At 62.0% G+C, this 22,950-nt stretch carries 19 protein-coding genes, 2 tRNA genes and 1 pseudogene; 9 read left to right on the top strand and 13 right to left on the bottom strand.

The genetic code is table 11. From position 1 onward, the window contains the following. The first annotated feature begins 55 nt into the window (after positions 1–55). On the top strand, positions 56–826 hold the full coding sequence (locus tag HGK27_RS09810; RefSeq protein WP_206240360.1) for a hypothetical protein: 771 nt from the start codon (positions 56–58) through the stop codon (positions 824–826). A gap of 48 nt (positions 827–874) precedes the next feature. Here the strand turns inward: HGK27_RS09810 and leuA are convergent, their stop codons facing one another. The 6 genes from leuA to miaA form a co-directional block, all read right to left on the bottom strand. Beyond that, complete coding sequence (gene leuA, locus HGK27_RS09805) at positions 875–2,557, bottom strand: 2-isopropylmalate synthase (protein WP_206240359.1); 1,683 nt, start codon at positions 2,555–2,557, stop codon at positions 875–877. A 232-nt stretch (positions 2,558–2,789) separates the two neighbouring features. Further along, positions 2,790–3,992 carry a glycosyltransferase gene (locus HGK27_RS09800; RefSeq protein WP_206240358.1) on the bottom strand — a complete coding sequence of 401 codons (1,203 nt, stop codon included), beginning with the start codon at positions 3,990–3,992 and terminating at the stop codon, positions 2,790–2,792. Positions 3,993–3,995: 3 nt separating this feature from the next. Further along, entirely contained in the window at positions 3,996–5,015 is a 1,020-nt protein-coding gene (gene ilvC / locus HGK27_RS09795; RefSeq protein WP_206240357.1) for a ketol-acid reductoisomerase, read from the bottom strand. Between the two features lie 118 nt (positions 5,016–5,133). Then, on the bottom strand, positions 5,134–5,652 hold the full coding sequence (gene ilvN / locus HGK27_RS09790; protein ID WP_206240356.1) for an acetolactate synthase small subunit: 519 nt from the start codon (positions 5,650–5,652) through the stop codon (positions 5,134–5,136). Positions 5,653–5,680: 28 nt separating this feature from the next. Beyond that, positions 5,681–7,423 (bottom strand): biosynthetic-type acetolactate synthase large subunit, encoded by a 1,743-nt coding sequence (gene ilvB / locus HGK27_RS09785; protein ID WP_206240355.1) that lies wholly within the window; start codon positions 7,421–7,423, stop codon positions 5,681–5,683. Positions 7,424–7,646: 223 nt separating this feature from the next. After that, on the bottom strand, positions 7,647–8,624 hold the full coding sequence (gene miaA, locus HGK27_RS09780) for a tRNA (adenosine(37)-N6)-dimethylallyltransferase MiaA (RefSeq protein WP_241127007.1): 978 nt from the start codon (positions 8,622–8,624) through the stop codon (positions 7,647–7,649). Between miaA and serB the strand changes: the two genes are divergently transcribed. Beyond that, positions 8,617–9,492, top strand: coding sequence for a phosphoserine phosphatase SerB (gene serB / locus HGK27_RS09775; RefSeq protein WP_241127006.1), 876 nt, complete (start codon positions 8,617–8,619; stop codon positions 9,490–9,492). The genes miaA and serB overlap by 8 nt on opposite strands. Before the next feature lie 262 nt (positions 9,493–9,754). Here the strand turns inward: serB and purL are convergent, their stop codons facing one another. Continuing rightward, the gene (gene purL / locus HGK27_RS09770; protein WP_206240352.1) at positions 9,755–11,908 is read right to left on the bottom strand and encodes a phosphoribosylformylglycinamidine synthase subunit PurL; all 2,154 of its coding nucleotides are present in this window, start codon (positions 11,906–11,908) and stop codon (positions 9,755–9,757) included. Positions 11,909–12,048: 140 nt separating this feature from the next. Between purL and HGK27_RS09765 the strand changes: the two genes are divergently transcribed. The 5 genes from HGK27_RS09765 to queA all read left to right on the top strand — a co-directional run bounded on the left by HGK27_RS09765 (position 12,049) and on the right by queA (position 15,799). Continuing rightward, a complete protein-coding gene (locus tag HGK27_RS09765; protein WP_206240351.1) occupies positions 12,049–12,303 on the top strand; it encodes an exodeoxyribonuclease VII small subunit in 255 nt (84 codons plus the stop codon). A gap of 68 nt (positions 12,304–12,371) precedes the next feature. Continuing rightward, a complete protein-coding gene (locus HGK27_RS09760; RefSeq protein WP_206240350.1) occupies positions 12,372–13,274 on the top strand; it encodes a polyprenyl synthetase family protein in 903 nt (300 codons plus the stop codon). After that, positions 13,274–13,777: a pantetheine-phosphate adenylyltransferase gene (coaD, locus tag HGK27_RS09755; RefSeq protein WP_206240349.1), complete on the top strand. Its 504-nt coding sequence runs from the start codon at positions 13,274–13,276 to the stop codon at positions 13,775–13,777. The genes HGK27_RS09760 and coaD overlap by 1 nt, the downstream gene beginning before the upstream one ends. Positions 13,778–13,997: 220 nt before the next feature. Then, complete coding sequence (locus tag HGK27_RS09750) at positions 13,998–14,726, top strand: peptidylprolyl isomerase (RefSeq protein ID WP_274617164.1); 729 nt, start codon at positions 13,998–14,000, stop codon at positions 14,724–14,726. Between the two features lie 35 nt (positions 14,727–14,761). Next, positions 14,762–15,799: a tRNA preQ1(34) S-adenosylmethionine ribosyltransferase-isomerase QueA gene (gene queA / locus HGK27_RS09745; protein ID WP_206240348.1), complete on the top strand. Its 1,038-nt coding sequence runs from the start codon at positions 14,762–14,764 to the stop codon at positions 15,797–15,799. Between the two features lie 74 nt (positions 15,800–15,873). Here queA and HGK27_RS31030 read toward each other — a convergent pair whose 3' ends face one another. The 4 genes and pseudogenes from HGK27_RS31030 to HGK27_RS09725 form a co-directional block, all read right to left on the bottom strand. Continuing rightward, positions 15,874–16,482: an SGNH hydrolase domain-containing protein gene (locus tag HGK27_RS31030; protein WP_274617178.1), complete on the bottom strand. Its 609-nt coding sequence runs from the start codon at positions 16,480–16,482 to the stop codon at positions 15,874–15,876. Positions 16,483–16,770: 288 nt separating this feature from the next. Further along, positions 16,771–17,736: pseudogene (locus HGK27_RS31025) on the bottom strand (acyltransferase family protein); the annotation flags it as partial. 636 nt (positions 17,737–18,372) lie between these two features. Then, positions 18,373–19,518, bottom strand: a complete 1,146-nt coding sequence (locus HGK27_RS09730; protein ID WP_206240345.1) for an acyltransferase family protein — start codon at positions 19,516–19,518, stop codon at positions 18,373–18,375. 208 nt (positions 19,519–19,726) lie between these two features. Beyond that, positions 19,727–20,482 carry a TSUP family transporter gene (locus tag HGK27_RS09725; RefSeq protein WP_206240344.1) on the bottom strand — a complete coding sequence of 252 codons (756 nt, stop codon included), beginning with the start codon at positions 20,480–20,482 and terminating at the stop codon, positions 19,727–19,729. 104 nt (positions 20,483–20,586) lie between these two features. Here HGK27_RS09725 and tgt point away from each other — a divergent pair, with 104 nt between their 5' ends. After that, complete coding sequence (gene tgt, locus HGK27_RS09720; protein WP_206240343.1) at positions 20,587–21,720, top strand: tRNA guanosine(34) transglycosylase Tgt; 1,134 nt, start codon at positions 20,587–20,589, stop codon at positions 21,718–21,720. A gap of 425 nt (positions 21,721–22,145) precedes the next feature. Then, entirely contained in the window at positions 22,146–22,289 is a 144-nt protein-coding gene (locus HGK27_RS09715; RefSeq protein ID WP_206240342.1) for a hypothetical protein, read from the top strand. A 367-nt stretch (positions 22,290–22,656) separates the two neighbouring features. Here HGK27_RS09715 and HGK27_RS09710 read toward each other — a convergent pair. Together HGK27_RS09710 and HGK27_RS09705 are read right to left on the bottom strand one after the other, a co-directional pair. Continuing rightward, positions 22,657–22,732: transfer RNA gene (locus HGK27_RS09710), tRNA-Lys, on the bottom strand. A gap of 77 nt (positions 22,733–22,809) precedes the next feature. Further along, positions 22,810–22,885 (bottom strand) — tRNA-Lys (locus HGK27_RS09705). Between the last annotated feature and the right edge of the window lie 65 nt (positions 22,886–22,950).

The following is a 22,950-nucleotide window of genomic DNA, read 5'->3' as shown; positions in this document are numbered from 1 at the left end:
GGAGAGCTTTGGCAAAGGCGGGGGAATATGCCAAGAAAGCAGCAGGAGGCGCCGCATGATGGACGATCAGGCAGAAGACAGTATCGCTCTGGCCGCGCTTGAACCTGTGCCAAGTGGGGTGGCGCTGCTGTTTGCTGAAGGGCAGCGCCCGACGATTGAGGACGTCGACCGGCTGATCACGGAGCTTTCAGCAGGGCAAATGCTGTCGGCCGGGTATCGCGACGAGGCGATACCCGGGCGCCTCGAACTGGTGTGCCGGGGGCTGACCTTCGATCTTGGCGGGCTGGCGCCGGCGTCCGCTGCACCTCTGCCGACAGTGACCCAAAACATCGGGCTGGGCGATGACTTGCCTCAGGTGGAAGCTGTAACGCTTATGGCCGGGCGGCATCTGGAGGACGGTGCGCATCTGCCGCCGGTGCTGCGCACGCATCTGGAGGTCGCTTTGGCGCTGGCGGCACTACCGGGCCTGCAGGCGATGATGTGGGCACCGTCAGGCGTGATGATGAGCCCGGCACATTGTGTTCAGACCATAAGGGCTTGGCTGGATGGAGGGCCTTTTCCTGCGCCGGGTCTGGTGGCCTTGCTGCGGGAAGAGGACGGCACGCTGCTCAGCCACGGCCTGTCCTTCTTCGCGCCTTATCAACTGCGGGTTGAGGCCGCCGATGAATGTCGGGAGGCGCAGGAGGAGATTGCCTCAGCGCTGGTTCGCAGGCTGGCGGATGGCGATGGCCATGTGCCAGCGTGGATGACAGGCAGGGATGGCCGCGTCTGGAATGTATCATGGTCAGCGGGGCAAAGGCTGGTGACAGCCCGGCGCAGCGCCTGAAAATCCGGGCTTGAAGGGGCCGGAGCGCAAGGCCCCGGCCCTAATCGGTCACTTGCCCGAGAGGACCAGCGTGTTTGCGGCGCTCAGCACGGCGCGCACGCTGGCGGTGGCAACGTCGGTGTCGACGCCCACGCCCCAGATGGTCTGGCCTTCCGGCCCGGTGCATTCGACATAGGCGGCAGCGCGCGCATCCGAACCGGCGGAGAGCGCATGCTCGGAATAGTCCTTCACCGAGAGGTTGACGCCGAAGCTGTCCGCCAGCGTCGCCACCACCGAGGAGATCAGGCCATTGCCACGGCCCGACACCGACTGTTCCTGACCATTCACGCCGATCTTGCCCGCGAAAATGCGCGCGCCATCGGGGCCTTTGGTCTCATCCCAATCCAGCAGCTGGAAATGCTGCGGGTCGTTGACGCGATAGGTTGCCTCGAACACGTTCCAGATGTCGGCGGCGACCAGTTCGCGGCCCAGCTCGTCGGCCAGATCCTGCACATGGCGGCTGAAATGGGCCTGCATGCGTTTGGGCAGCTTGAGGCCCTGATCCTGCTCGATCACCCAGGCGAAACCGCCCTTGCCGCTCTGCGAATTGACGCGGATCACCGCCTCATAGCTGCGGCCCAGATCGGCGGGATCGATGGGCAGATAAGGCACGGCCCAGAGTTCGTCATTGCGCTTTTCCTGCGCGGCGAAGCCCTTCTTGATGGCATCCTGATGGCTGCCCGAGAAGGCGGTGAACACCAGATCGCCGCCATAGGGATGGCGCGGATGGACGGGCAGCTGGTTGCAGTACTCGACCGTCTGGATGACTTCATCGATGTCCGAGAAGTCCAGCTCCGGGTCCACGCCCTGCGTATAGAGGTTCATGCCCACGGTGACGAGGCAGCAGTTGCCAGTGCGCTCGCCATTGCCGAAGAGGCAGCCCTCGACGCGATCAGCGCCCGCCATGATGCCCAGTTCCGCCGCAGCAACGCCGGTGCCGCGATCGTTATGCGTGTGCAGCGAGATCACCGCCGCATCGCGGTTGGGCAGGTTGCGGCAGAAATACTCGATCTGGTCGGCATAGACATTGGGCGTCGCGCATTCGACCGTGGCGGGCAGGTTGAGGATGATGGGATGCTCAGGGGTGGGCTGCAGGATCTGCATCACCGCCTCGCAGCACTCCAGGCTGAAATCGAGTTCCGCCGTCGAAAAGGTCTCGGGCGAATATTCGAAATGCCACTTGGTGTTCGGGAAGCGCGCGGCATTGTCGCGCAGCAGCTTGGCGCCGTTCTCGGCGATCTCGCGGATCTGCGGGCGCTCCATGCCGAACACCACCTGACGCCACAGCGGCGACACGGCGTTGTAGAGGTGGACGATGGCGGCGGGCATGCCTTCCAGCGACTCAAAGCTGGTCTTGATCAGGTCTTCGCGGCTCTGCGTCAGCACCTGGATCAGCACGTCCTCGGGGACGCGGTTCTCGGTCACCAGCGAGCGGATGAAGTCATATTCGGTGGCGCCAGCGCTGGGGAAACCGACCTCGATTTCCTTCAGGCCAACCTTCACCAGTAGGTCGAAGAAGCGGTTCTTCTTCTCCGCGCCCATCGGGTCGATCAGGCTCTGATTGCCGTCGCGCAGGTCGGTGGAGAGCCAGCGCGGGGCCTTGTCGATCACCTTCGACGGCCAGGTGCGGTCGGGGATGTTGATCTGCGGAAAGGGGCGATACTTGACCGAAGGGTCTTTCAGCATGGGCATGATAAGTCTCTGATGCTCTTCACTGGGGCCGCCCGAATGTCAGGATCAGGTGCGGCTATCGGATAGGCTGATCGTATAATCCCTTGGGCGCTCCTTGCGCGCGGCCAGAGGGCACGCGCTCGCTCACGCCCAAGGGCGGATAAGTCGTAGCGCGAGGGTCAGCTTGAAGATCATGCACTCAGCCTATGATGAAGGCGGGGCGGCCTGTAAAGCAAAAACCGCCCGCGCCGTGTCAGGCCGGGGCCTTATCGCGCTCCAGCACGGTTTCGAACCAGTCGAGATAAGCCTGGGCGCAGACTTCCGGCTCCAGATGGGCGATCAGCGCCTGCAGATCGGCGAGGGGAGGCGGGCCACGCCGCGTGACCTCGATCACCGCTTGCGCCAGATCCTGAGGGTTGCGGGTGGGGACCAGCGTGCCTGCCTCAGGGATGGTCATGATATCATGCAGGAAATGCGAGCAATCGGTAGAGATCACCGGCACGCCATGGGCCAGCGCTTCCACAGCCACCGCCGGACCGCCTTCGAAGTGCGAGGTGCAGAGGAAAGCGTCAGCCTTGCGCAGCCATGGGTCGATCACCGGCACATAACCCGGCGCCGCGACCACATCGGACAGCCCCATCTTGCGGATCTTCTCCAGCATCTGGCCGTGCAGGCTGCCATCGCCCAGCATGGTGAGGCGGGCAGGGGTGATGGCGTTGAGCGCGGCAATGGTGCGCAGCGCCAGCGCGGCATCCTTCTGCTTCTCGAACCGCCCGGCCCAGAGCAGATGAATGCGGCCGTCATCGGCATGCGGGCCATCGGCGGTCATATCGTGATGCAGATAGATCGGGTCGTAGAGCGTCGCGGTGGAGACGGTGGGCGCTAGTTCGGCCAGTTCACGCGCCAGACCGCTGTTCATCGCGGCAATGCCATCGACGGCGGGCGCAAAGCGGCGGAGCAAGGCGCGGATCGGCTTGCCAAGCAGCCCGCTGGGCACAGCCGGGTTGGAAACCTTGGCCACGATCTTGGCGCGGCCCTTGGCTTTCGCAAAAGGCAGAACCAGCGGAAAATGGAAATTGCCCGGCAGGAAGATGATGTCGGGATCGATCTTGCCGAGCATGGGCGCCATCGCCTTACCCAACTTCAAGCGCGAGATCGGGCTGCGGCGCACGGGCGGATCAAGCTCCACCACCTGCACCCGCGGATCGACGGTGGCGCGCACGCCGCCCTCGGTCGTGCCGCAAAGGATCGTCACGCGGTGCCCGGCCTCGACCCAGAAGCGGGCCATGCCGATGGCGATGCGTTCCGTGCCGCCACGCGAAAAATCGTGGAAGCAGATCAGGATATGGCGCGAGGGGCTGCGCGCATCACGCGCAAACGAAGCGTCGGCACGCTGCCCTTTCAGGGCAACGCGCCGACCACGTCCACTCGGGCCCAGTTTGGTTCCGGGCTCCAAGGCTTAGTTCTTGGTCTGGTCGACCAGCTTGTTCGCGCCGATCCAGGGCATCATGGCGCGCAGCTTCGAACCGGTCTCTTCGATCGGGTGACGCTTGGCGGCGATGCGCGAGGCCTTCAGCTCGGGCTGACCGGCGCGGTTGTCGAGCACGAAGTCCTTCACGAAGCGGCCCGACTGGATGTCGGCCAGAACGCGCTTCATTTCCTTCTTCGTCTCATCGGTGATGATGCGCGGACCGGTCTTGATGTCGCCATATTCGGCGGTGTTCGAGATCGAGTAGCGCATGTTGGCGATGCCGCCTTCATACATCAGGTCGACGATCAGCTTGAGCTCGTGCAGGCACTCGAAATAGGCCATTTCGGGGGCGTAGCCGGCTTCCACCAGCGTCTCGAAGCCAGCCTGCACCAGCGCGGTGGCGCCGCCGCACAGCACGGCCTGCTCGCCGAACAGGTCGGTTTCGCATTCCTCGCGGAAGTTGGTCTCGATGATGCCCGAACGGCCACCGCCAACGCCCGAAGCATAGGCCAGACCGATGTCATGGGCGTTGCCGGTCACGTTCTGGTGGATGGCGATCAGGCAGGGCACGCCGCCGCCCTTCACATATTCGCCGCGCACGGTGTGACCGGGGCCCTTGGGGGCGACCATGATCACGTCGATGTCCTTGCGGGGCTCGATCAGGCCAAAGTGGACGTTCAGGCCATGGGCGAAGGCCAGAGCGGCGCCGGGCTTCAGATTGGCGTGCAGGTCTTCAGCATAGATGGCGGCCTGATGCTCGTCGGGCGCCAGGATCATGAGGATGTCGGCCCAGGCAGCGGCTTCGGCGTTGGGCAGAACCTTGAAGCCGGCAGCTTCGGCCTTGGCGGCGCTGGCGCTGCCGGGGCGCAGGGCGATGGCAACGTCCTTGACGCCGCTGTCGCGCAGATTCTGGGCATGGGCGTGGCCCTGCGAGCCATAGCCGAGGATCGCGATCTTCTTGCCGGTGATCAGGTTCAGGTCGGCATCGGCGTCGTAATAGACTTTCACTGGTCTTCCCTTTCGGTTGCCCTGCGCATACGACGCGCGGGCCAGGATTGAATGTGCCTGAGCTTTCGCCCGGCACGTTTGGCGCTGCCCCGGCCAAGGCCGGAGCGGCGATCAACTGTTAAGTGCTGGACTTGCCCCGGATCATGCCAACCACGCCGGTGCGCGCGGTTTCGACAAGGCCAAGGTCGCCCATCAGGGCCACAAAGCTGTCGATCTTTTCCGGCGTGCCGGTCAGTTCGAACACGAAGCTTTCTGTGGTGGTGTCCACCGGACGGGCGCGGAACACCTCGGCCAGACGCAGCGCTTCCACGCGCGCCTCACCCTTGCCGACCACCTTGATGAGGGCCAGTTCGCGCTCGACGTAAGGGCCCTGCTCGGTGAGGTCGACCACCTTGTGGACCGGGATCAGGCGCTCAAGCTGGGCGCGGATCTGGTCGATCACGGCGGGCGGGCCATGCGTCACGATGGTAATGCGGCTGATCTGATGGTCGCCGGTGATTTCCGACACCGTCAGGCTGTCGATGTTGTAGCCGCGCGCGGTGAAGAGGCCGGCGATCTTGGCCAGAATGCCCGCCTCATTGTCCACCGTCAGCATCAGGACGTGGCGCTCGGTGGCTTCCTGCTCGATTTTCGTCATCTGGTTCATCTCTCTTACCCGTCCCGGATCAAACCAGCGCCTTGGCGCTGTCGTCCATGGTGCCGGTGACCACATCGCCGGGCAGCAGCATGTCGGTATGGGCCGCGCCGCTCGGGATCATCGGGAAGCAATTGGCATCCTTGGCGACGCGGCAATCGACGATCACCGGGCCGTCATAGGCGATCATTTCCTGAATGCCTGCATCCAGCTGGCCTTCGTTCTCGATCGAGATGCCCTTCCAGCCATAGGCTTGAGCCAGCTTCACGAAATCGGGCAGGCTGTCCGAATAGGAGTTCGAATAGCGGCTCTCATAGGTCAGCTCCTGCCACTGGCGGACCATGCCCATCCATTCATTGTTCAGGATGAAGATCTTGACCGGCAGGCGATACTGAGTGGCGGTGCCCAGCTCCTGAATGTTCATCTGGATGCTGGCCTCGCCGGCAATGTCGATGCACAGCTTGCCGGGGTTGCCGAGCTGCGCGCCGATAATGGCGGGCAGGCCGTAACCCATCGTGCCCAGACCGCCGCTCGTCAGCCACTTGTTGGGGCCGAAGAAGTGGAAATGCTGGGCCGCCCACATCTGGTGCTGGCCAACCTCGGTGCTGATGATCGGATCATGCGCCTTGGTCAGCTCGAACAGACGTTCAATGGCGCGCTGCGGCGGGATGGCGGCGGGGTTCTCGGCATAGGAGAGCGACTTCTTCGCGCGCCATTCTGTCACGCGCGCCTTCCATGCCGTCAGGTCCTGAGCCTTACGGCCCTGCCACCCGTCGAGAAGCTGCTGAAGCACCGTGGCGCAATCGCCGATGATCGGCAGATCGACGCGGACGGTCTTGTTGATGCTGGCGCGGTCGATGTCGATGTGGATCTTGGTCGAATTGGGCGCGAAAGCATCCAGACGGCCCGTCACGCGGTCATCGAATCGTGCGCCGACGCAGATGATCAGGTCGGCCTGATTCATCGCCCAATTGGCTTCATAAGTGCCATGCATGCCCAGCATGCCCAGCCAGTCCTCATGATCCGCCGGGAAAGCGCCCAGACCCATCAGCGTGGAGGTGACCGGCGCCTTGGTGATCGCCTGAAGCTCGCGCAGCAATTCGCTGGCGCGCGGGCCGGAGTTGATCACGCCGCCGCCGGTGTAGAACACCGGGGCCTTGGCCCTGGCGATCAGATCGATGGCCTGAGCGATCTCGGCCTCGCCACCCGCCAGCTGGGGCGAATAGCGGTTGCGGCGCTGCACCGGGCCTTCGGGGAAGGCGGCGGTGGCGATCTGCACATCCTTGGGGATGTCGATCACCACCGGGCCGGGGCGGCCGGTGGTGGCGATCTGGAAAGCCTCATCGATGACGGCGGCGAGATTCGCCGGGTCCTTCACCAGATAATTGTGCTTGCAGCAGTGGCGCGTGATGCCGACGGTATCGGCTTCCTGAAACGCGTCCGAGCCGATCAGCGGCGTGCCGACCTGACCGGTGATCACCACCAGCGGAATCGAATCGAGGAAAGCGTCGGCAATGCCGGTGACGGCATTGGTCGCGCCCGGGCCGCTGGTGACCAGCACCACGCCCGGCTTGCCGGTGGAGCGCGCGTAGCCTTCGGCGGCATGCGCCGCGCCCGCTTCGTGGCGGACGAGGATGTGGCGTAGGCGCTCTTCGCCGAATAGCGCGTCATAGATGGGAAGGACCGCACCGCCCGGATAGCCGAATACAAATTCCACGTCCTGACGAACCAGGCTTTCAACGAGGATCTGGGCGCCGCTGCGCTCTTCGGTCACGGTGACTTCCTTCTGTAGCAATCATCTTGCGCCACGAGGGCGCGGTTCACGCAAAGGCGCTTGCGTTGGGCCCGTGCTGCACAAGATGCAACCCCCCAAAGCGCCGATAGTCGCGATTTTCCCGGGGGGTGGGGCTCTTGAAGCAAGGGGCGCGCAAGCACCCTAAGCATGTCTTTCAACATGCTGGAGGGCAGGTAGGCGACAAAAAATGTCATGTCAACAGCTATTGTTGTAATAATCGATCAAAATGTCTGGCGATGTCGGAATTTTCATGGCTTTCGGGCGCATGGCGGGGCCAATCGCCGGGCGGCTGATGGCGGAACCAGGTGTATTGCCGCTTGGCATAATTGCGCGTGGCTTGCGCGCCGCGCATGATTGCTTCGTCAAGGCCAAGGTCGCCTGAAAGATAGTCAGCGATCTCCGCGACTCCGATGGCGCGCATCACGGGTAGGTCCGGGGGCAGGCGGCGGGCCAGCAGGGCTTCCACTTCGGCAACCGCGCCGCCCTCGATCATCAGGGAGAAGCGGCGGTCGCAACGTTCATAAAGCCAGTCGCGATCAGGCAGCAGGATCATCGGATGGAGCGTGACCGCATGCCCTATCCCGCCCTCCTTATGGGCCTGCCAATAGGTCAGCGAATGGCCGGTGGAGCGCACCACCTCCAGCGCGCGGGCGACGCGCGTGGTGTCGGCAGGGTTGAGCAGGGCGGCGCGTTCGGGGTCTTCGGCCGACAGGGCCACATGGGCTTCGGCTACGGGTAGAGCGCGCACGGCCTCGCGTATGGCCGGATCGATGGCGGGCACAGGGGCAATGCCATCCAGCAGCGTGCGCATATAGAGCCCCGTGCCGCCCACCAGAATGGGCACGTGCCCCGCCTGATGGGCTTTGGCGATCTCTTCCCGCGCCCGTTCGGCCCAATCGGCGGCGGAGCAGCCCTGCGCCCCGTCCCACGCCCCATAGAGCCGATGCCGCACACGCGCCGTATCCTCAGGCGAGGGCGCGGCGGACAGAATCGGCAGATCGGCATAAAGCTGTGCACTGTCAGCATTGACGATCACCGCGCTCCGGCCCTGCGCGGCCAGAGCCTCAGCCAGCTTTATGGCATAATCGCTCTTGCCGCTGGCGGTCGGCCCTGCAATGAGCGCCAGCGGCGGGCGGGCTTCTTCGCCCGGGACGATTTCGAAAGGATCAACGGTGCTCATCGCGCGCGTCATAGCAGAACCCGCCGGGCTGTCGCCCCAAGTCGATGACCTGCTGGAGGCGCTGGGCGATGACGGCTTCTCCGCCGACGCCCGCGAAATCCCCGGCGGCGTGGTGGAAATCGCTGCCGAAGGCGCGAGCGTGGACGTGCTGCGGGCCGCTATCGACAAGCACCTCGGCACCAGTGATGCCCTGATCACCGATCAGCGCCCGGTTTTGCCGCGTCTCTTCATCTCGGACATGGATTCGACGATGATCTCGGCGGAATGCATCGACGAGCTGGCCGATTTCGCAGGGCTGAAGCCCCAGATCGCTGCCATCACCGAGCGCGCCATGCAGGGCGAACTCGACTTCCGCGAGGCCCTGACCGAGCGCGTCGCGCTGCTGAAGGACCTGTCGGAAGACGCCATCGCCCAGTGTCTCGCCGAGCGCATCAAGCCGATGAAGGGCGCCCGCGTGCTGGTCCAGACCCTGAAGGCCAAGGGCTGCCGCACCGTGTTGGTGACCGGCGGCTTCCATCAGTTCGCCGATCCCGTGGCCGAGCAGCTTGGTTTCGAGCGCGTTGTCGGTAACCGCCTCGCCGTGGCGGGTGGCAAGCTGACGGGCGGCCTTGACGGCCCGATCAGCGACAGCGCCACCAAGCGCGCCACGCTGCTGGAAGAGCAGGAAAAGCTGGGCGGCAAGGTGCCCACGCTGGCCACCGGAGACGGCGCCAACGATATCCCGATGATCGAGGAAGCCAGCTATGGCATCGCCTTCGAAGCCAAGCCCAAGGCGCGTGCAGCTGCCAATGGCTGGGTGGATCGTGGGGATCTGACCGCTGTGCTGCGCCTTTTGGGCGTGCCGGAGAAGGATTGGGTTCTCGATTAAGAACGGAAAGGGGAAAGTGCGAGGGTGTTACACCCTCGCGCTCCCGATAATGTCTACGGTGCGCATCGGGTTCGGCCATAGAGCTAACGTCGCTGCGCCGCAGGCTCTATAAACGAGAAAAGGCGCCGAGGCATTCTTGCCTGCGGCGCCTTTTTCGTGCCCGTGGAAAGTTTGCGCACCGATCAGGATGCCACCAACCTTCATGTCGGAAGACGTTCTGGGAGCGCGAGGGGGTAACCCCCTCGCATCTTCCCTTTACCTCTTAAGCTTCCATCCAATCCTTGAAGAACGCCTCATTGGCGGCCTTCAGCTTGGAGACGGCGACACCGGCCACGTCGAACCCGCCGACAACACCCAGCTTCACCGCGCCCTCAAGCGCAATGTCGGGCTTGGTGGTCACGACGTAACGGCTCTGGTCCTCACCGAAGGCCTGAGCGGTGTTGAACGTCACATCCAGCTTCACGCCGAGGCCCGAGGCCATCGCCATCTCGGCCAGAGCAACCAGCAGGCCGCCGTCCGACACGTCATGCACGGCGGTGGCCTGACCGTCGCCGATCAGCTGGCGCACGGTTTCGCCGTTGCGCAGCTCGACAGCCAGATCCACGGCGGGGGCGGGGCCTTCCTCGCGGCCCGCGATCTCGCGCAGCCAGAGCGACTGGCCGAGGTGCGTACCTTCGCCGCCGATCAGCCACACCACGTCGCCGGGGGCCTTGAACTTGATGGTGGCCATCTTGGTGTGGTCCAGCATCAGGCCCACGCCGCCGATGGCGGGGGTGGGCAGAATGGCGCTGCCGCCGCCGGTGGCCTTCGATTCGTTGTAGAGCGAGACGTTGCCCGACACGATGGGATAATCCAGCGCGCGGCAGGCATCGCCCATGCCTTCCAGCGCGCCCACGATCTGGCCCATGATCTCGGGGCGCTGCGGGTTGGCGAAGTTGAGGCAGTTGGTGATGGCCAGCGGCGTGCCGCCCACAGCGCAGATGTTGCGCCAGGTTTCGGCCACGGCCTGCTTGCCGCCCTCATAGGGATCGGCAAAGACATAGCGCGGGGTGCAGTCGGTGCTGATGGCCAGCGCCTTTTCGGTGCCGTGGATGCGGACCACGGCAGCGTCGCCGCCCGACTTCTGAAGCGTGTCGCCGCCGACCTGCGAGTCGTATTGCTCGAAGATCCACTTGCGCGAGGCGAGATCCGCGCCGCCGATCAGCGTCAGCAGGTCTGCCGCGATGTCCTTGCTTTCCTCAATGGCGCCCAGCGGGGCGGGCTTGGGGGTGGGGACATGGGGGCGGTCATAGAGCGGCGCTTCATCGGCCAGCGGGGCGAGCGGAATGTCGCAGACCACCTCGCCGTCGAATTCCAGCACCATATGGCCGGTGTCGGTCACTTCGCCGATCACGGCAAAGTCCAGTTCCCATTTCTTGAAGATCGCCTCGGCCATCGGCTCCTTGCCGGGCTGGAGGACCATGAGCATGCGCTCCTGGCTTTCCGAGAGCATCATCTCATAGGGCGTCATGCCGGTTTCGCGGCAGGGCACGTTGTTCATGTTCAGGCGAATGCCCGCGCCGCCCTTGCTGGCCATTTCGACCGAGGAGGAGGTCAGACCGGCGGCGCCCATGTCCTGAATGGCGACGATGGCGTCGGTGGCCATCAGTTCGAGGCAGGCCTCGATCAGCAGCTTTTCGGTGAAGGGGTCGCCGACCTGCACGGTGGGGCGCTTTTCCTCCGACTTCTCGTCGAAATCGGCCGAGGCCATGGTGGCGCCGTGGATGCCGTCGCGACCGGTCTTCGAACCTACATAAACGATGGGGTTACCAAGGCCGGTGGCGGCGGAATAGAAGATCTTGTCGGTGTCGGCCACCCCCACGGTCATGGCGTTGACCAGAATGTTGCCGTCATAGGCCTTGTGGAAGTTGGTCTCGCCGCCAACGGTGGGCACGCCCACGCAATTGCCATAGCCGCCGATGCCCGCGACCACGCCCTGCACCAGATGCTTCATCTTGGGGTGATCGGGGCGACCGAAGCGCAGGGCGTTCATGTTGGCCACCGGGCGCGCGCCCATGGTGAACACATCGCGCAGAATGCCGCCAACGCCCGTCGCCGCGCCCTGATAGGGCTCGATGTAGGAGGGGTGGTTGTGCGACTCCATCTTGAAGATGGCGGCCTGGCCGTCACCGATGTCGATCACGCCGGCGTTTTCGCCGGGGCCGCAGATCACCCAGGGGGCTTCGGTGGGCAGCTTTTTCAGATGCAGGCGGCTCGACTTGTAGCTGCAATGCTCTGACCACATCACCGAAAAGATGCCGAGTTCGACAAGGTTGGGCTCGCGGCCCAGCGCGTGGAGAACCTTGTCGTATTCCTCAGGGGAAAGCCCGTGGGCGGCGACGACATCTGGGGTGATGGTGGAGGCTGTCTGGGTCATGCCGCGCCCTCTAGCGCCATGCGCGTGCGAAGGCCAGACCGGATTGCCAAAGATGGGTGATTGTAAAGCGGGCCCATAAGTGGGGGAGCGCCCCTCCTGTACCTCTTGACCGCGCGCAGGCACACGGCCATTGCAAAGGCATGAGTGACAACAAAGCAGACATCGCGGACATCGCGCAGCTCAGCTTCGAGGAGGCGCTGCGCGCTCTGGAAGGCGTGGTGCGCCAGCTGGAAAGCGGAGAAGTGCCGCTCGACGAGTCCATTTCGCTCTATGAAAAGGGTGAGAAGCTGCGCGGCGCCTGTCAGGCCCGACTGGATGCCGCCACCGCGCGGATCGAGCGAATCGTGGCCAAGGACGATGGTTCTGTCGCCACCCGTCCTCTGGACGAAGCCTGATTTTATGACGCCCGCGCGGGGCTGCACTCTGCGCGGGATAGATTGACGATATTCCTAAGGGGAGCCCAGTGGCTGAGGTAACCGAAACCGTGCTGGCCGATGGCCTCAAGCGCATTCAGGCCGATATTCTGGCGGCATTCGACGAATTGCTGCCGATCCCGGCCGATCCGCGTGCACAGCTGTTCGAGGCGATGCGCTATGCGGCGATGGGCGGCGGCAAGCGCGTGCGCCCGCTGCTGCTGGCCGCTGTCGCCGAAATGTATGGTGTGGACCGCGATGCCGCAGTGCGCGCTGGCGTGGCCATCGAATCGGTGCATGTCTATTCACTGATCCACGACGATCTGCCCTGCATGGACAATGATGACATGCGCCACGGCAAGCCCACCGTCCACAAGCAGTGGGATGAGGCGACCGCCGTTCTGGCCGGCGATTCGCTGCATTGCTTCGCTTTCGAGGTGCTGTCTGACCCTGTGACCAGCGGCGATCCCTTCGTGCGCGCCGAGTTGATCCAGGTTCTGGCTGCTGCCGCTGGTTCACACGGCATGGCGGGCGGGCAGATGATGGACATCGTGGCCGAGACCTCCAGCTTCGATCTGCAGACCGTGACGCGTTTGCAGCAGCTCAAGACCGGCGCGTTGCTTGCCGCTTCGGTCGAGATGGGCGCGGTGTTGGGCAAGGTGCCCCATGAGGGCCGCAAGCATCTGCGCGCCTATGCCCGTGACATTGGTCTGGCCTTCCAGATCGCCGATGATCTTCTGGATCACGAGGGCGATGAAGCCGCTGCGGGCAAGGCGCTGCGCAAGGATGCCGACAAGGGCAAGGAAACCTTCGTTTCTCTGCTGGGCGCTGATCGCGCGCGTGAGCAGGCGCGGATGTTGGTGGATCAGGCCATCGGCCATCTGGCCCAGCACGGCAAGGAAGCCGATCTGCTGCGCGAACTGGCCCGCTTTATCGTGGAGCGCTCGCACTGATGCGCATCGGGGTCTATCCGGGCACGTTCGACCCCGTCACGCTGGGTCATGCCGATATCATCCGTCGCGGCGCCAAGCTGGTCGACCGGCTGATTATCGGCGTGACGACCAACCCTTCCAAGAACCCCATGTTCACGCCCGATGAGCGCATGGATATGGTGAACCGGGAGGTGGCCAATCTGGCGCTCGACAATGTCGAGGTGGTGGGGTTCAACGCGCTGCTGATGACCTTCGCCGAAAGGCAGGGGGCCAGCGTGATCCTGCGCGGGCTGCGCGCTGTCGCTGATTTCGAGTATGAATATCAGATGGCGGGCATGAACCAGCAGCTCAACCCGCGCATCGAGACGGTGTTCCTGATGGCGGATGTGGGCCTGCAGCCCATCGCCTCGAAGCTGGTGAAGGAAATCGCGCTGTTTGGCGGCGATATCACCCGCTTCGTCAGCCCCGCGGTTCGCGCCGATGTGGTGGAACGTGTCGAACAGATCGGCCGCATGGGCGACTGACCTCCGGCGTTCGGGATGTTGGCACCGATCCTGGATCATGCCCAACCCCCGCGTCGGGAGACAAAATGGGAGCACGAGGGTGTAACACCCTCGTATTTCCTTCTTTCTTGCCTTTTTGTCCCCCTGATGACTCCCTCGTTGTATAACGTTCATGGACACGACAGACAGGCGCGGCTATCGCCCTGATGCGCATTCGCGACGTAACGCCCAAGAGAGCTGCATGAACCGTCATTCCTTTACCAAGATTGCCATGTCGCTCGTGCTGGGCGTCGCCGTGCTGGGAACCAGCGCCTGCGCTCGCAAGCAGGACGCGCTGAGCAAGGCGATGTCGCAGAACGTCAACAAGACGAACCTCAGCTCCAAGGTCGATCCCGATCCGGCGGTCGATCCGGACAATGTGCTGGTGCTGGACCTGTCGAACGGCGGGCGCGTGCTGATCCGTCTGGAGCCCAAGTGGGCGCCCAACCATGTCGAGCGCATCAAGCTGCTGACGCGGCAGGGCTTCTACGACAACATCATCTTCCACCGCGTGATCGACGGCTTCATGGCCCAGACGGGCGATCCGACGGGCACCGGCGGCGGCGGCTCGAAGCTGCCTGACCTGAAGGCGGAGTTCAACTCGCTGCCTCACGTGCGCGGCACGGTCTCGATGGCGCGTACCGATGATCCGGATTCGGCCAACAGCCAGTTCTTCATCGTGTTCTATCCGCATTTCTCGCTGGATCGCCGCTACACCAACTTCGGTCGTGTGATCGAGGGCATGGATATCGTCGACCGCATCGTGCGTGGCGAGCCGCCCAGCAACCCGACCAAGATCGTGCAGGCCTCGATCGAGAGCGATCACAAGCCGCGTCCGGCGATTGCTCCGCCGCCGCCGCCGATCGTGCCTGCGGCTCCGGTGGCACCTGCTGCGCCGGCCAAGGCGCCCGCCCCGGCCAAGAAGAAGTGAGGAGGGCGCCCCATGTGGGCGCCTTTTGACAACCCATGCGCGTTGACGATTTCGATTTCGATCTGCCGCAGGAGCGTATTGCCCTGCGCCCCGCCCGCCCGCGTGATAGCGCGAAGCTGCTGCATGTGCCGGGCCGGGAAGGGCCTTTTGGCGACCTGAAGGTCAGCGATCTGCCTTCGCTGCTGCGCAAGGGCGATCTGCTGGTGTTCAACGACACGCGCGTGATCCCGGCTCAGCTTGAGGGTATGCGCGGCGAGGCGAAGATCGGGGCAACGCTTCACAAGCGCATCGATCTGCGCCGTTGGCAGGCCTTTGTGAAAAACGGCAAGCGGCTGCGGGTGGACGATGTGATCGCCTTTGGCGCGGGCGTTCAGGCCGTGGCCGAGTCGCGCCATGAGGACGGCAGCTGGACGCTGTTCTTCCCCGGCGATGAGCCTGTCGAGGTGCTGCTGGAGCGTGCGGGCACCATGCCGCTGCCGCCCTATATTGCGGCCAAGCGTGGCACCGATGAAGCCGACCGCAGCGATTATCAAACGATGTTCGCTCAGGCCGAGGGTGCGGTGGCGGCGCCGACGGCGGCTTTGCACTTTACCCCGGAGTTGATGGCGGCACTGGATGAAGCGGGGATCGGGCACGCCTTTCTGACGTTGCATGTCGGCGCGGGCACCTTCCTGCCGGTGAAGGTGGACGACACCGCCGACCATGCGATGCATGCTGAATGGGGCACCATTCCGGCCGATGTTGCGGATCGCCTGAATGCGGCGCGTGCTGCCGGTGGCCGGGTGATTGCGGTGGGCACCACCTCGCTGCGTTTGCTGGAAAGCGCGACGGGTGAGGATGGTGTGATCCAGCCCTTCAGCGGCGATACCTCGATCTTTATCACGCCGGGCTATCGTTTCCGCGCCATCGATGGGCTGATGACCAATTTCCATCTGCCGCGCTCGACACTGTTTATGCTGGTCTCGGCGCTGATGGGGCTGGAGCGGATGCAGGCGGTGTACCAGCACGCCATCAAGGAAGGCTATCGCTTCTACAGTTACGGCGATTCCAGCCTGTTATTGCCCGAGGGTTAAGGCGCCAGGCTTTAGGGACTGATTGTGGCTGGTCCGGCTTTGTTCAAGTCCTTCATGGCGATGCTCAGGCTGCCTCACATCTCGGGCATTTTCGCCACCACAAGTTGGGAGGCGGGAAAGGTCAGATGGCCATAGTCAAATTGCATCGGAGTGTGCGGGTTTGCAAACAAGATGCATTTCCCGTTCGGGCAAATGATGCCTTGCACATCGATATACGGTGTTGAATTTTCAGAGGCGGCTTTCGCCATAAGATTGTTCATCTGGACGCGCTCGTCGATACGCCGTTGGGTCACCGCGTCCAAATCTCCGCTCCATACAGCTCTTGCAAGAAGGCCCGGGAAGCTGCTGTCATATTCGATGGTTGGCCCGATCACCACGACCGAAGCATGAGTCTGGCGGATGCGCGCTATTGTCGCGCCCAGCATGGCAGCATCTTCCGCCTGCCAACGCGCTGCCAATATGACAAGGTTGACCTTTCCGGTGTCCAGTAACTTTCCGAGCGCATAGTCGACAATCTCGCGGCACCGTTCCGCCCCCGCACCACAAATGACTGGGCGGCAGCCTGAAGCATTGGCCTGCATGACATTTCGATTTGCATATCGCAACGCAAAGGCGCGCCAATATTGTGCGGCATGGCTGTCGCCGAGTATCAGCATGTTTATTTTCTTATCGGAAAGTTTCATGCATTCGTCGGGGCGCATCGGTAAATGGGCTTCGGCTTGGCCTCTGAAACACGGCCCAGAGCGGAATTGATATTTCTGCTCAGCTGTCGCGCGATAATTTTCATATTCAGCAATTGCTTTAACATCGGCCGGAGCTGTCGATACAATTGCCGGCTTGGCCCAGAAGAAAATGGAAATCGCTGCTAAAGATGCCAAGGTGAATGTGCCGGACAGCAAGATTTTTTGGCGATCGACTGTGCGAAATCTCGTGATCGCAGGCTTTTCTATGAAATTGTAAGATATAATGGCCAATATAAATGAGATGGCAGTCAGGGATGCCGTTTCTGGAAGCGACAAGGCGTTTCCGGTGAAGATTTTATAATATGCTATCAGTGGCCAATGCCAAAGATAGAGAGAGTAAGAAATTTTCCCAATATAGCGTAAAATGGGAAGTGAAAGAAACTTTCCAGCCCAGCTTTGCTCGCAGTAAACGATCAGCAATGCTGTTCCGAGGCAAGGTAACAATGCCCAGGGTGCGGGGAAGCTCATGTTTGATCTTATGATCAGATAGCCACATAAAATCAGACTGATGCCGAAGGTCGATAGTGATTGCAGGACTTTTTTGCTTTGAAATTCGGGAAATGCATTGGAGGCGGCCAACCCGCCAATCGCCAGTTCCCAGACCCGAGATGGAATAAGATAAAATCCGGCCTGTTCCGAGACGTGATTCAATATCAGACTTATGAAAAATGAAAAAAATGCCAATCCCATCAGGAAATGCTTCAATCTCTGATGGGAGTATTTGTGTATTAAAATCAATAGGATTGGGTAAAATATGTAAAATTACTCTTCAACGCCAAGCGACCAGGTGTGGAGCATCGGGGCCGTTTCGGAAGATGGCGCGAAATAGTCAGCCTCTTTCCAGAAATATAAATTGGAAGCGAATGCTGCTGTGGCGACTATGCTCCTGCTTAAATTGATCATTTCATCCGGCAGCAAGGTGAAGGCGCCGATGAAAATGACCGCTAGCGATAGTACCAACAGAGCCGGGACAATCCTGACGATGCGGCGGTGGTAGAATTTTGCAATCGAAAATGTGTTTTCGTCTATTTCTGAGGAAATAATCTTTGTGATCAGAAAACCTGAAATGACGAAAAAGACATCAACGCCAATGAAGCCACCAGATAAGAGCGTCAAACCGGCATGAAAGAGCACAATTGGAACAACCGCAATTGCGCGCATGCCGTCGATGTCATTTCTATGGCGTAATGTCACAGATGCCCCCATCAGTGCAAGGTGAGTGGCAGACTCCTCGGCAATCAGACCGGCAGGCCTTCATTGCATCAGGGTATATTTGCGCGTCACCTGATGGATTTATATGTGCATTTCATGGTTAAGCATAAGTATAAAATGCATATAAATTCTCTTAAATTTCCGATTTAATTCTGAAGTTTGGTTGACCTGTTCTGTGAAGTTCTCGATCAATTTTTACTATTATTTTCCAATCTGGTTATAAATTTATTTGAACATAATTTCGTGAGGAGTTTGGGTCGCGATCTTATCTGCACGGCGGTGGATTTTCTGGTGATAAAACCAGTGCGAGCCTGCTGTTATTCGGGCGACCAAAGGCTTCTGATCAGCGGTGGCGAGCCTCGGACAAGGTTCTCCGTGATCTGCGGGCGGGGCAGATCAGTAAGGACTTGTTGGCCATCTTTGGCGTGACCTTGCCCAAGGCGGCAAGGATGTCGGCTATGTTGCTGGTCGGTTTGGAGCAGCAGCGTGGTCGCAGACATGCGCTATATGCGGCTGTGATTGTATGACAACCCGCGCCGCATCTATCCATAAACAACAATGCCCTCGCCAGCCTTTCCGGTTGGCGAGGGCATCCTGTTTAAAACGCAGGCCTGTTTCCTAAAGCGTTTCGCTTTCCGAAATCCGTGTCGGCGGCAGCAGGCGGCTGAGCAGGGGTTGGATGAAGCGCTCGCGGTGCCGCACCCAATGGTTTTCCAGCGCATAGACCTGATTGCGCAGCTTCAGTGCAGGCTTTTCAACAAAATGCCAGGAGCCCGCCGCAAAGGCCGTGGCCACAGGCAAGGTCAGCAAGGCGTTGAGATACCAGTGATGCAGGCCGGGCGACAGGCTCATCCATGCCTGCTGAATGGCATAGCCATAAAGGAAGATGCCGTAGGAATAGTCCGCCCCGCGCAGGAAGCCGAATTTCCGGGGATTGGCAATGCCCAGATAGACGGTCAGATAGCTCAGCGGCAGGGGCACCAGAGCGTCGCCCGCAATGGGGAAGAACATCAACACCGCGCTCACCACCGCGCAGACGGCGGCCAGCGGCAGGTTGAAGGGCAGCTTGTCACGCCACAGATAGATGCCGATCCCGCACAGGAAGGTGAAGATCAGAATATAGCCGGGCACGATCATCGGCTCGGCTGTGCTCAGGCCATGCTTGTACATGAAGACCGCATTGGCGCTTAGCCACAGCAGCGCCACGGCGCCGGTGAACAGCGTGCGATACTTCGTCAGCGACAGGGCCGCCAGGGCCGCCAGCGTGATGTAGCACAGCAATTCATACGGCACGGTCCAGAGCTGGCCGTTGACGCGATCGGGATTGGGGTTGCCCAGAAACAGCCCCGGCAGCTGGAAGTGAATGTCGCCGAAAATGTTGAGCAGATAGCGGTGGAACTTGGGATCTGTGAAATAGCTGTCCAGCGGCACGGTGGTCAGCAGCGGGCCGAGAATAAAGGCCGAAAGCAGCACCTCAACCGCCAGTGCGGGATAGATGCGAATCAAGCGCAGCCCCAGAAAGCTGACAAGCGACCGGCAGCGCTCCAGCGATCCGGCCACCAGAAATCCGCTCAGCGCGAAGAACATCGGCAGCAGGGCGGCGATCAGCGGTCGCCAATGGCTCAAGGCTGAGGATTGCGCCTCGGGACCATAGCTGGTCACGATCGTATGCCACATCACGACCAGCACCGAAAGGATCAGGCGCATATAGTCAAAGCCGGAAGGGCGCCCTTTGGCGATCTGTAACTTTTCATCCAATGTCACGGCGATCACTCCGGTCTTAAGAGTAATTGCCTAAATTCATAACCCGAGCTTGTGCAAATGCGAAAGGCAAATCATTGCGTTGCAGTATGCTGGTCGTAATTGTGGGGCGTTCTGGCGCGCACGATGAGATGGTGTCATGCGGCGTTGCGGCGAGGTACAGGCCGAAAATTGCTTCAGGGCGCGTCACCCTGAAAGCACGCGTCGAACTCTAGCCTGCAAACCAGCCCCAGACCAGCTTGCCCGTCATCGAGAGGCTGACCACCACCAGCAAGGGCCGGATCACCTTCGCCCCCAGGCGAGACGCCATATGGCTGCCGATCCATGCCCCGCTCATCGCGCCTGCCGCCATGCAGCCGCCCAGCAGCCACATGATCTTGCCGCCCGCTGCGAACACAATGATGCTGGCGATGTTGCTGGTCATGTTGAAGAGCTTGGTGAGAGCCGTCGCGCGGGTCAGGCCCATGCCGCGCAGGGTAACGAGGCTCATTGTGTAGAACTGCCCGGCGCCGGGGCCGAAGAAGCCGTCGTAGAAGCCGACCGCTGTGCCCGCCGGCAGATAACCCCTGGGCGAGACGCGCGCATGGGCATCGGCATCGCTCATGCGCGGGCTCAGCAGCGTGTAGAGCGAGATCGCCATCAGCAGCGCCGGCACGATCAGCCGCAGCCACTCGGCTTTCAGGTGGCTGACCACCAGCGTGCCGATCATCGCGCCCAGAAACACCGCCGCTGCACCGGGCAGGGAGGGCCGCAGCTCGAACAATCCGGCGCGGTGATAGCGCCATGTCGCCATCGCCGTCCCACAGGCCGATTGCGCCTTGTTGGTGCCCAGCACCATGGCTGGAGGCAGCCCCGCATAGATCAGCGCGGGCACGGTGATCAGCCCGCCGCCACCCGCCACGGCATCGACGAAACCGGCAAAGACGCTGGTGGCGGTCAGGGCGGGGTAGATCCAGTCGATGCTCATGGGGGCGCCATAGCGAGGCACGGCCAGCGCGACAATTGGCCCTATGCCTGAGGCGGAGCGGGCACCAGATTGCCCCGGACCGCTTTTCCTTCTATCGGGCGGGCATGACCCGTTTTGCTTTCAACATCCACGCGCGCGACGGCAAGGCGCGCACCGGCACCATCCAGATGCAGCGCGGCGAGATCCGTACGCCCGCCTTCATGCCCGTGGGCACCGCCGCCACGGTCAAGGCGATGAAGCCGGAGACGGTGCGCTCGACCGGCGCGGACATCATCCTTGGCAACACCTATCACCTGATGCTGCGCCCCGGCGCGGAGCGGGTGGCGCGTCTGGGCGGTCTGCACAAGTTCATGAACTGGAACCGCCCGATCCTGACCGACAGCGGCGGCTATCAGGTGATGAGCCTGTCCGAACTGCGCAAGATCACCGAGGAAGGTGTGGCCTTCGCCAGCCATATCGACGGTTCGCGCCATATGCTGACGCCGGAGCGCTCGATGGAAATCCAGCGCCTGCTGGGCAGCGACATCGTGATGTGTTTTGACGAATGCCCGCGCGCCGATCAGGGCAAGGATGTGATCGCCAAGTCGATGGAGATGTCGATGCGCTGGGCCAAGCGCAGCCGCAACGGTTTCGACAGCGGTGAGGAGCATGCCGCGCGTTCAGCCCTGTTCGGCATCCAGCAGGGCGCCTTGCATCAGGATCTGCGTCAGGCTTCGGCGGATGCGCTGCGCGATATCGGCTTTGACGGCTATGCCATCGGCGGTCTGGCCGTGGGCGAGGGGCAGGAGGCGATGTTCGCCACGCTGGATTTCGCGCCCGGCATGCTGCCTGACGACAAGCCGCGCTATCTGATGGGCGTGGGCAAGCCCGACGATCTGGTCGGCGCGGTGGAGCGCGGGGTCGATATGTTCGACTGCGTGCTGCCCTCGCGCAGCGGGCGCAACGGGCAGGCCTTTACGTGGAACGGCCCGCTCAACATCCGCAACGCCAAGCATGCAGAGGATACGGCGCCGCTGGACGACCGCTGCACCTGTCCGGTGTGCAGCACCTATTCGCGGGCCTATCTGCATCACCTGCAGAAGTCGGGCGAAATTCTGGGCGCCATGCTGATGACGGAGCATAACATCTCCTTCTATCAGCAGCTGATGGCCGGGATGCGCAGCGCCATTGCCGAGGGGCGCTTTGCCGCCTTCGCCAGTGATTTTCGCCGGGATTATTTCGCGGGCAAATCAGCCTGACGGTCTGATATCTCAACATACAGGCGGCCTGCGGAGCGTTCTCCGCAGGCCGTTTTGTTATGTGCTGGGGGGGATCATTCGGCTCTGGTTGCGCATGCCATTTTACCTGAACCGTTGTGGAACAATCGCTCCCGTCAACGTGCTTAAGAGGGCGTTCACCGCAATAAATTTGCATCTGCCGGGAATGATGCCATCTGTTATTGCTATAAGGTGATGCAATTTTTTGAGTTGTCTCAATCTCATCGGCTGACGGGGCGAGGGTGCCCCGCCGAATAGAGAGATCACCACCCCAAGGGAGTCATCTGAACGAAACCCGCCATGGGTGTTCTCTGGCGTTGATGAGGTGTGCCCTTGTCAAAGCGGTGAACGATGGTCGGCGCGATCACACGCGCTGCCCTCATGGCGGAGGACCATTGGAGAATGACATGACGAAGGAAAATCCCAAGGCGCTCCACGAGAGGGGCACATTGGTCCGGTGCATGGGCCGGGGCGGCGTGGTTGTCGCCAGCTCGGGCTCGGCGCCCGGCGACCATGAGGATGCCGCAAGGAACGTCCGCCAGATGGCCTGATAAAGGGCCGCCGCATCGCTCGCTGCAGCGCCGTGTTCAGGATGGCCTGTGGCGAGCGAGGCGGCAACCGCCACCATTTGCCCTGTCAGGGCGCTGGAGAGGCGTTCGGAGGGCCAAGGGGTCAAGGGCGTATCTTATCTCTCGCACAGGCCTCCGGGCGGCTGTTTGCCGGCTTGCCAAAAACGTCTGCGGTCATGGCGATGCCATGGCATCGGCTCAGCCCCAAATCCCTTGCGTCATTGAGAAAAGCTGCCCGCGGGGCGCATGGATCAAACACGATCAGGCCATGCATTTCAACGATGTCAGGGGATGCCGAAACCGGCGCCTTGCCTCTTGAGGTGAGGCCTTCATCACAGGATGGAAAGGATGGTGGACGCACTAGGGCTCGAACCTAGGACCCGCTGATTAAGAGTCAGCTGCTCTACCAACTGAGCTATGCGTCCACACCTTTGGTATACCCTTAAGGTATGCCTCTGAGCCGGATGGTATTCCCTTGGCCCGAAGGCAAAGAGAGAAGCGATGGTGGACGCACTAGGGCTCGAACCTAGGACCCGCTGATTAAGAGTCAGCTGCTCTACCAACTGAGCTATGCGTCCGTTCCGTCGCTTGGGAGAGGGCGTTTCAGTCCGTCTCCCCGGCTGGGAGACGCCCCTTTAACGGC

The organism is Novosphingobium terrae (assembly GCF_017163935.1).
Classification (GTDB): Bacteria; Pseudomonadota; Alphaproteobacteria; order Sphingomonadales; family Sphingomonadaceae; genus Novosphingobium; species Novosphingobium terrae.
This window is presented reverse-complemented; position numbering and strand designations above follow the sequence as displayed.